The organism is Sphingomonas sp. LH128 (assembly GCF_000293195.2).
In the GTDB taxonomy this organism is placed as follows: domain Bacteria; phylum Pseudomonadota; class Alphaproteobacteria; order Sphingomonadales; family Sphingomonadaceae; genus Novosphingobium; species Novosphingobium resinovorum_A.
The window spans coordinates 45764-53945 of record NZ_ALVC01000177.1 but is presented as its reverse complement, the minus strand read 5'-3'; the positions used below and the strand labels follow the sequence as shown (position 1 = coordinate 53945).

Below are 8182 nucleotides of genomic sequence, written 5' to 3'. Positions count from 1 at the left end.
GCCAATCCCGCCAAGCTGGCGCAGATGCAGGCGTTGTGGCTGGAGGAGGCGCGGCGCAACCACGTGCTGCCGCTCGACGACAACCTCGCGAAGTCGCGGCTCGGCGCCTCGCATGCCCACTATGCCTCGGGGCGCACCTCGTTTGCGTACTGGGGCGGGAACTTGAGCATCAGCGAGAACCAGGCGCCCAGCTTCCGCAGCCGTGCATTCACCATCTCCGCCGACGTGACGCTCGACGTCGAGCGCGCCACCGCGCCGATCCTGGCGCGCGGCAGCCGCTTTGGCGGTTGGGCGTTCTATCTGCGCGACGGCGTGCCCGTTGTGCGTCAGGCCTATACGCAGCGCCCGCAGGATCAGGCCGAGATCGTCGGCAAGATCGCCCTTGGTCGTGGCGCTTCGAACATCGGGTTCGCATTCACTCCGGACGGAGCCGGCAAAGCGGGCGGTACGATGTGCATGACCGTGAATGGTGCCGAGGCAGGGTGCGGCCATCTCGATTATGCCGACGTCAAGGATGCGGGCCAGGGCGAGACTATGGACATCGGCATCGACACCGGTGCGCCTGTATCCACGGACTATGCGGCCAATGGTCCGTTTCCGGGCGCAATCCACAAGGTGCAAATCGAGCTTACAGGCAAGTCGGAAGCCGAAAAAGACAAGAAATTATAGTAATTTAATTCTCAGTAGAACCTTATAGGCGCACTGGGCCACTGCTCGGTGGCAATCGCCAGCCTGGCAAGGCAGGAGCCGTTCTCATGATTTCGTGAACGGCTGCTTCTTGGCTCGCAAATGACTCGAAATTTGAGACAATTGGGAGCGGTACGAGCTGCTGCGAGACGTTAGAAATTGGTCGGCCTTCGCGGTATCCTATAGAACTTTGTGTTCGGCTCCCAGCGGCGATCTGCGGGTGAGGATGGAGGAAATCCGCCGCGACGACTGGGGATGGCTGCGTGCAGCATGATGCAGTTTCCGAGGCCGCCAGTCGAAATTGTTTTCAGGTCCGTTCGATCCGAAAGCGTGAAGGCGGTATCCCGATAGCTCGCCGGAAATTGCTGGCGAAGTGGCTATGGCTGGCAAAGCCAACAGCCAGGGCCACTTCCGTGATGTCCATCCGGGTTGAAAGCAGAAGGGCTTTGGCGCGCTCGATTCGACGAGCGACGACATAGCGGTGTGGTGAAATTCCGACAGTCGTGCGAAATGCCTGACCGAAATGGTGCGGCCTGAGACCCGCGACGTGCGCCAGCCTGGCGACGGAAAGATCGGTATCGATATGGGCCTCGATATAGTCGCTCACGCGCCGAAGGCGTTGCGCGCCCAGCCCACCCTTGATCGGCATGGGCGCAGGTCCAACGCAATGGCTGCTGTAGTTGCGCAGCAAATGAACGGCTGTGGCGTTGGCCAGACTCTCGACGAAAAGTGCTCTGCCGGGACAGCCGTGATCCATCTCACGCAGCCAAATCGGAATGGCGGCCGTGATGGCCGGATCGGCGATGCCGACTTCCGTTCGCAACGTCACCAAAGGGGTTCCGAATATCTCCTCCGCAATGGCGGAGATCATCGCCTGATCGAATGCAATGACGAGCAGACGGGGATACGAGGTCCATCGCTGATAGAAGGGTGTATCGCCAGGATTGATATGGATATGCCCTGGCTCGACTCGTGTCGTCTGGAGCCGGTCACTGCCCGGCGCACACCATTCCATGTCGAAAGCATCACCGAGATGAATGGCGAGCGTTGGCTGCGCTGCGCCGATCAGTGAGCCTTCATTGGGCGAAAGCTGCCCTCGGGAAATGTGAATGTCGCCGTGGCTCAGCCTGTCGGAAAACGAAAAGCTCCGGGAATCTCGTGCGGTTCTGAAGTCTATCAACTCGACCGGACGAAGCGCATCGGCCCGGCTATGAGCATCGATCGCGCCGGTGTGCGCCTGACCGTGGAACTCCTTGAATCTGGCAGAACAATCGCAATCCAACACACTGCCCTCCAAAAAGAGAGACAGGCGTGGGCAGGGGAAGCGAAACCATTTTCGTCATAAATTTGAAACAAATCGCATCGTCAGCCCATGAGAAGAACGCCGCCCGGCAAATGCCGGATCTGCAATCCGAGTGCTTGCTGGATCTGCGCGACCGTGTTCTCGATGCGGTTCGTATGGAAAACACCATTGACCGGTCGTCGTCCCAGCGCGGCATCGGTCAGCATGATGCGGCCTGGGCGATAGAGATTGATCTGCTCGACCACGTCGGCAAGCGGCGTCCCCTCGAAAATCAGCAGGCCTTGCCGCCATGCCGCCATCTTGCCGGGATCGATCCGCGTCCGGGATCGATCGCCGTCGGCAGCAATCGCAAGTTGCTCACCCGCGCTAATCTGCTCTCTCGCGCCGGACACCTGACAATCGACGGAGCCTCTGGTGCAGGCGACGGTGACAATCCCGCTCAGGCTCCTGACATTGAACGCGGCCGAACGCGTCGTCATCTTGCTGGCGGCGGTTTCCACCGAGAACAGGCCGTCCGGCAAATGTGCCGAGACGAAAGCTTCGCCGCTGATCAGCGTGATGCCCCGCCCGGCATCGGCCAGCGATAGGCTGGTTCGGCTGTTCATCTCGACCTCGACGCCGGCGACGGGCTTGAAAGCATAGCGCTCGCCTGCGGCGGTTCGATGGTCGGCCATCAGCTCGGCGAGCGAGGGCCAGAGCGACAGCGGTGGACGGACGATGCCGAATGCGCCGACAACCGCCGCAAGAACCGAACCGCCCGTCAGGACAGCGCGCCGATCGAGTACCGGTCCCTTGTCGTCGGTCATGGCGCGGGTCAGCGTATGGATGCTCGCAACCTTGCGAAAAGCATCGTCATGATCCGTGCTCTGGGCGCGCCAGCGGGCGAGTTCCTCCGCATCATCCCGCGTCGCTTCGCCGGATGAGATTTGAATGAGCCATTCGGCCGCTTCGATGAGCAGCCGATCCTTTCCGTCTTCGATGGTCATGTCCTGCGTCATCGTGCGCAATGGTTCCCGTACCTGCTCTGGGGGTCGGCCAACATTCGCCTTGCTCCTACTTTCTAGACAGGCGGAACGCGCCGTTAGCGAATAGATTCTTCCGGTCCATTTGCAGCGCGCAGTGCAGCACGGCATCGCGCAGCTCGATCTGGATCGTGCGTATGGTGACGCCGTAGCGTGCCGCGAGTTCGGCCGTGGTTGCCTCGCCTGTGAAATTGGCGATGAATATGGCGCGCTGGCGTTTGGGCAACTGCTTCAAGAGCCGGCGCAGCATTGCGATTTCGCTGCGAGCGATAACGACACGCTCTTGATCCGGCGTAGGATCGGGCATGTCGATAATATCGTGTATCTCCACCATATTCAGGACGTGACGGCGCTCGGAGGCGCTGATGTTGGAAGCGGTGTTGAGCGCTGCCCGATAGAGATAGGCATCGGAATCGGCGACCGGGGCAAGGTCCGGGCCATCACCCAGACGAATCCATGTCTCATGCAGGGCTTCGCCGGCAAGGTCGCGCGAACCGAGGCGGACGGCGAGGCGGTCGCGCAAATGCCGATATCGGGCAGCGAGGGCTTCACGCAGCAATATCCGGGTGGTCTTGAGCATGACCTGTTACGGCCTCGCCGTCCGGACCGGGCGAATCTCGAACCGGAACGGGGAGATGAAACCTTCCGGGGGCGGCTGCGAGAGCCTGTGTCCGACGAGGCGGCTACGGATTTCCGCCTCCCGTTCGGGCTGTCGATCCCGGCTCTCCGACGCGAGCGCGACCGTCTCGATCCGCCCGCTGCTGTCGAGGCGGACGAGGACCGCGACGTTGAAGTCGGTGCCTTTCAAGCCACCGCCGGCATTGAGTATGCCCCGAATTTCGCGGACGGCCCGGTGGGCATAGGCGTCGAAGGACGGCGTGACGGGCCTGCCGATCATCCGGGGCGCGCGTACCTCCGCCATGTCGAGCTGGAGCGTCGGGCTTATCGGTCTGCCGGATGGGCGGCCTGCGGCAACGTCCAATTCCGACGATGATGACGGTAGATACACATAGGCGGATTGGCGGTCGGTGAACCGTGCCTGGAGACCCGTGCCTTCGAGCATCAGGCGCAACGCTATGGTGACACTGTAGCGGCCCTTGATCGGCGCGGAGCGTCGTCCGCTGGCAAGGCCGGTCTCGTAGAAGATGTCCACGCCGCTTTCCCGGGCAAAGGCGGTAAGGGCCTGCGCGAGAGGTTGGGCCGGGATGGTGTAGACCTGTTCATCACGCGTTTCGTCCGCCCATGCGGGAGGCGCGAGTCCGTTCACGGGGGCGAGGGCAGAGAGCATCAGCAAGGCCGCTCCCCGCCGGACTCTGTTTCGCCACGAACGCCGCATTCCATTCGGCCTCACCCGATCCGGAAGGTGATCGGCAGGCTGATGTCGATGCGATCCGGCCATCCGCGCGGCGGCGTTGGCAGCGGTCGGGCGCGCCGGAGCGACGCGAGGGCTTCGCCATCGATGTCCGCATTGCCCGAACTGCTCTCGATCCAGGCATCGATCAGGTTGCCGTCATGGTTCATCAAAAAACGGACCTGGACGATGCCTTCCTTGCCGGCTTTGTGCGCAGCGGCCGGATAGATGCGGTAGCGGGCCAGATGCGCTTGAAGCTGCGCGCGAAAGGCGAGCATCTCGGTGGGAGGAATCGAAGGCGCGTCAGCGCCTGCCGGCGACGCGGAGCTGTCCCGCAGTTCGGCCTTGCCCGTGCTGCCGGTCGGTCTTTCTTCCAAGGCCGTCGGCACGACGCCGTCCGATTTCCCCCTCTGGCCGCGCTGGTCATTCCTCCTTTCTCCGGTGGCTTTGCCCTCACCATAATCGGAAGAAAGGCCTGCATGATCGAGCGGGATCAATTCGACGACCAGCGGTTCGCCGCGATCCGAGGTCGGTTTCTGGCGTTGGGGTACGCCGAAAGAGGAGGTGAAAAACAGCGCAAATCCCGCTGCGACATGCAATGCGGCTGAAAGGCATAGTGCGGAAAACCGCGTTGATCCGTCCGTGGTGAAGCCTGCCGCTTTCATGCCCTGTCCATCCGGACGTGGCAGTTAGTCGCCTTTTGTAGCCTCTTGATGACAGCCGCGGCGCGCAATGGGGCGCACCGGAAAGATGCGGGATCATCGTCGATCGAAGAAAAATGATTCGCTTCGCTTTTGGGGACCTGTCTCCAACAGTGAGGAGACTTTGAATGCATCTCGCATTGGATCGTGACCATGCCGATGTCGACATCGTCGAGCCGGGCTTTGAGCGCCGGCTTGGGGATGCCATGGCGGCGCGTACGGACCCGTCGCTGGTCGCGAAGCGCGCGAGCGTCGGTGCGATCGATGCCGAGATTCGCTGCTTCGCGTCCCACCGGCCTATCAAGCTGACCGCCAGTGCTCGCCGGGCACATCTGCTCATGCCGCTCGACGAGGCCGTTGTCGTTACGGCGCAGGGCGGACAGGAGCGGATCGCCGCCGGTTCCGCGTTCCTCGCCGCGCGGAAAGAGGCCGTAAGCTGCCTGGGTCCGGCCGATGCCCGCGTGCTGCTGCTTCATTTCCCGCGCGTCCCCGTCCAGATCGCCGCGGCGGCTCGGATCCGTCAGCCTTGCCGTCTCGCCGCGGTGGATTTCGCTTTCGCTCTTGAGCAGTCGAGCGGCTTCCAAAAGGCCCTCGCTCGACTGACCGCCTGTCTTAGTATGCGCGGCGATATGGATGCCGCCCTTCGGCAGTGCCTGGAGGCCGACCTGTACGCCGGCCTCGCTGCGGCCTTGGCGCCGTATTCCGCAACTGTCCTGCCGGTTGCTCGTTCGGTTCAGCGCGTCATCGCCTATGTCAGCGCCGATCCGCTCGGCGATTGCTCCGAACAGGAACTGGCGCGCGTCACGGGAATCACCATGGCCGCGCTGCAGCGCAATTTCCGCGATTGCTATGGCATGCCGATGACGCGCTTCGTGCAGGAAGCCCGCTTGGACTGGGTGCATGATCGCCTGAACGGCCCACATGAAAGTCGCTCCATTTCGCAGTTGGCAACCGACATCCGATTCCCTTCCGGGAGCGCGTTCGCGCGAGCCTATCAGCGTAGATTTGGTGAAGGACCCAGCAGGACGCGCGCTCGCGCCGTGCGGGGCTGATAAAATTCCCCGAACCGGGGGTAAAGATAAATGTTGATTGCTTTGATATATATTCAAAGCAAATATCATTTCTGCGCCCGATAAAATCACGATTTCCTTAGTAAAATTTTCCATATCGATGATGATTCGCATACAGAATATCTATCATCGCCATTGATGATTGTCACATAACTTAAACCTTATCTGTCATTTGGCGGATAATGCGCGCGATAGCACCCTGGTCACTCTCATTTTTAGTTGAGATGAGAAGTCTTGGCTTGCAAGAGCATCTCGGAGGCGGGCTGCTGCATTGCAGCATCGGTGCGTAAGCCAAACTGCCTCGCAAGATTTGTAACCGTTCGCCTCCGGTGCTGTCGCCGTGATGGCGCTTGCGGCAGGGGGTGAAGATTTTGAGGTTAGACAAGAAGTATTGGCGTTTGTCGCCGAGCGGTGCCGTGATCGGTCTGATGCTGGGCATGTCGGCTGCGCCGGCCTTGGGGCAGGAAGCCGCCGTTGCGCCTTCGCCGGCTTCGCCCGGCGCGTTCGGCGTTTCGGCTGACGCCGCGCCTCAGTCTCCACAAGCGCCGGCGCCTGCTGCCAGCTTCGACATCATGGCCTTTCAGGTGAAGGGCAACACCGTCCTCCAACCGGACGATGTGGAGCGCGCGATCCTGCCGTTCATGGGTCCGGGCAAGGGCGAGGCGGATGTCGAGGCGGCGCGAGCGGCCTTGCAGAAGCTCTATGAAGACAAGGGCTATGTCGCGGTCTCGGTGTTCATTCCCGAGCAGTCGGTGGATGGCGGCGTGCTGCAATTACAGGTGCAGCCGCAGGCGGTAGGCCGGCTGCTGGTCGAGGGCGACACGAAGAACGCCGACGCGATCCGCGCCAAGGCGCCGTCGGTCGCGGTCGGCACCACCCCCAATCTCCCTGCCTTCCAGCGCGATGTCGTCGCGCTGAACAGTAACCCCACCCGCCGCGTCACCCCGGAGCTGCGAGCCGGCGAAGCGCCGGGCACGCTCGACGTGGTGCTGAAGGTCGAGGAAAACTCGCCTTTCCATGCCTCGGCCGAGCTGAACAACTTCTCCAGTGCCGCGACCAGCGACCTGCGCGCCTCGGCGACGCTCCGCTACGACAATATGTGGGGCCGCGGCGACAGCCTCTCCCTCTCGGCGCAGACCGCGCCGCGCCGGACCGATGACGGCACGGTGTTCTCGGGCAATTATCTGATGCGCTTGGGGACCGGCACGCAGCTGCTGCTCTACGGCGTCTATTCGGACAGCGACATCGCGGTGGTCGGCGGCACCAGCGTCATCGGGCGCGGCAAGATGGGCGGCTTCCGCCTGATCCGGTCGCTGGGATCGCGCGAGGGCTTCTATCACAGCCTGACCATCGGCATGGATTACAAGGACTTCAAGGAAGATGTGCTGCTCGGCTCCGACCGGGCCAGCGCGCCGATCCGCTATGCGCCGCTCATCGCCTCATGGCGCGGCGACTGGTCGGGCGAACACGCGACCAGCAACATCACGCTCTCGGGGACCTTCGGCATCCGGGGTCTTGGCGACAGCTGGGCGCGGTTCGACGCCAAGCGCTATATGGCGCGCCAGAGCTTCATCGCGCTCAAGCTCGATGCCGAGACCACGCGCAATTTCGGTCCCGATCTCCAGCTCAATGCGCGGCTGACCGGCCAATGGTCGCCCGATCCGCTGATCAGCAACGAAGGCTTCAGCCTTGGCGGCATGTCCTCGGTGCGCGGCTATTACGAGTCCGAGGCGATCGGCGATTATGGCTTTGCCTATCAGACCGAACTCAGATCGCCCGATCTCGCCAAGCTGCTCGGCACAGACCTCATCAACGAACTGCGGTTCCACGCCTTTGTCGACAGCGGTTATGTCGGCATCCATCAGCCGCTCGAAAGCCAGATCGCGACCCGCAACACCTGGCTGTCCAGTGCCGGCCTCGGCGGCCGCATCAAGCTCTTCAATCATCTGACCGGTGCGATCGACGCCGGTGTTCCGCTCAAGTCCGGCTCGGCGTCCGAGTCCGGCGACATCTTCGTCCGCTTCCGCATCCAGGGGGAATTTTAAATC

At 62.3% G+C, this 8182-nt stretch carries 7 protein-coding genes and 1 pseudogene; 3 read left to right on the top strand and 5 right to left on the bottom strand.

All coding sequences use genetic code 11. From position 1 onward, the window contains the following. Nucleotides 1-669: pseudogene (locus LH128_RS15210) on the top strand (arylsulfatase); the annotation flags it as partial. Between the two features lie 325 nt (nt 670-994). Here LH128_RS15210 and LH128_RS32200 read toward each other — a convergent pair. From LH128_RS32200 to LH128_RS31430, 5 genes are all read right to left on the bottom strand, one after another. After that, nucleotides 995-1972, bottom strand: coding sequence for a helix-turn-helix domain-containing protein (locus tag LH128_RS32200; protein ID WP_172705067.1), 978 nt, complete (start codon nt 1970-1972; stop codon nt 995-997). Between the two features lie 80 nt (nt 1973-2052). Further along, on the bottom strand, nt 2053-2988 hold the full coding sequence (locus tag LH128_RS15200) for a FecR family protein (RefSeq protein WP_008830538.1): 936 nt from the start codon (nt 2986-2988) through the stop codon (nt 2053-2055). A gap of 55 nt (nt 2989-3043) precedes the next feature. Then, nucleotides 3044-3535, bottom strand: coding sequence for an RNA polymerase sigma factor (locus LH128_RS15195; protein ID WP_327195175.1), 492 nt, complete (start codon nt 3533-3535; stop codon nt 3044-3046). Between the two features lie 63 nt (nt 3536-3598). Continuing rightward, nucleotides 3599-4300, bottom strand: a complete 702-nt coding sequence (locus LH128_RS15190) for an STN domain-containing protein (RefSeq protein WP_008830536.1) — start codon at nt 4298-4300, stop codon at nt 3599-3601. Between the two features lie 59 nt (nt 4301-4359). Then, the gene (locus LH128_RS31430) at nt 4360-5028 is read right to left on the bottom strand and encodes an energy transducer TonB family protein (RefSeq protein WP_008830535.1); all 669 of its coding nucleotides are present in this window, start codon (nt 5026-5028) and stop codon (nt 4360-4362) included. A gap of 164 nt (nt 5029-5192) precedes the next feature. Between LH128_RS31430 and LH128_RS15180 the strand changes: the two genes are divergently transcribed. Together LH128_RS15180 and LH128_RS15175 are read left to right on the top strand one after the other, a co-directional pair. Then, the gene (locus LH128_RS15180) at nt 5193-6116 is read left to right on the top strand and encodes a helix-turn-helix domain-containing protein (protein WP_008830534.1); all 924 of its coding nucleotides are present in this window, start codon (nt 5193-5195) and stop codon (nt 6114-6116) included. A gap of 434 nt (nt 6117-6550) precedes the next feature. Further along, nucleotides 6551-8179, top strand: coding sequence for a ShlB/FhaC/HecB family hemolysin secretion/activation protein (locus LH128_RS15175; RefSeq protein WP_327195174.1), 1629 nt, complete (start codon nt 6551-6553; stop codon nt 8177-8179). The last annotated feature ends 3 nt before the right edge of the window (nt 8180-8182 follow it).